The 831-nt window shown below is 26.2% G+C and carries 1 protein-coding gene; it reads left to right on the top strand.

Annotation, left to right across the window (positions count from 1 at the left end):
• On the top strand, window positions 1-831 hold an 831-nt coding region (locus GNF10_RS37190; protein ID WP_221644717.1), incomplete at both ends, for a hypothetical protein.

Raw genomic sequence — 831 nt, 5'->3', positions numbered from 1 at the left:
TGATATTTGTTATCCTCATAGACTAGAAACACAATATAACTATTTAATTAAATACCAAAAAAAAGTTGTTTTTTCATGGGTAAATTTTATCAATGAGAACAGCCAGATAATAACTGATAGTCATTTCGCAGAAAACTTATTTAATCATCCTAATAGAACTAAGTCTGAGATACTAAGACATTTCTTTTTTAAGGGTAACTATATTAATGCTGTAACTGGTTTTATATGTAGAGAATTGCTTTTCGATGCTGGACTATTTAACGTAGCTGCTATTCAGTTACAAGATTTTGAAATGTGGCTTAAATTAATTAAAAAGCATGAAATATATATTTTGCCTGACCAGCTAATTAAATATAGGATTAGAACTATAGGAGAAAACTTAAGTCATCCATCTAACTTTATCCGCACTGATTTTGAAGATCAGCAAATATATAGAAGGATGTTTGATGATGTTCCAAAAGAGCTTTTTAAAGAGGCATTTCCAGATAAAGTTATAAAATCTAAATTTAGTGATGGAATCGAGTATGAATTAGAAAAAGCATTTTTATATTTACAACATAATTCTAGCTCAGTCCAGATCATTGGTTGTGAAAAATTATTTAATTTATTGCAAGATAAAAATATTCTTTCTTGTTCGATATCAAAATATAATTTTACTTTGGTCGACTTATACCAACTGACAAACAAAATAGATTTTCTTAACAAAAAAATACTCAATATTATTCATAATAACTTTTTATTAAAAGAACAGCAGTTAGAAAATGCAAATTACGAAATAAAGAGAACTTTTGATTTTTTAGCTACTAAACCTTATTTTTTTAATTTTAAACC

The organism is Nostoc sp. UCD121, from assembly GCF_014222285.1.
GTDB lineage: Bacteria > Cyanobacteriota > Cyanobacteriia > Cyanobacteriales > Nostocaceae > Nostoc.
Note: the sequence above shows the minus strand (reverse complement) of the source record. Positions and strands in the feature narration are given on the sequence as shown.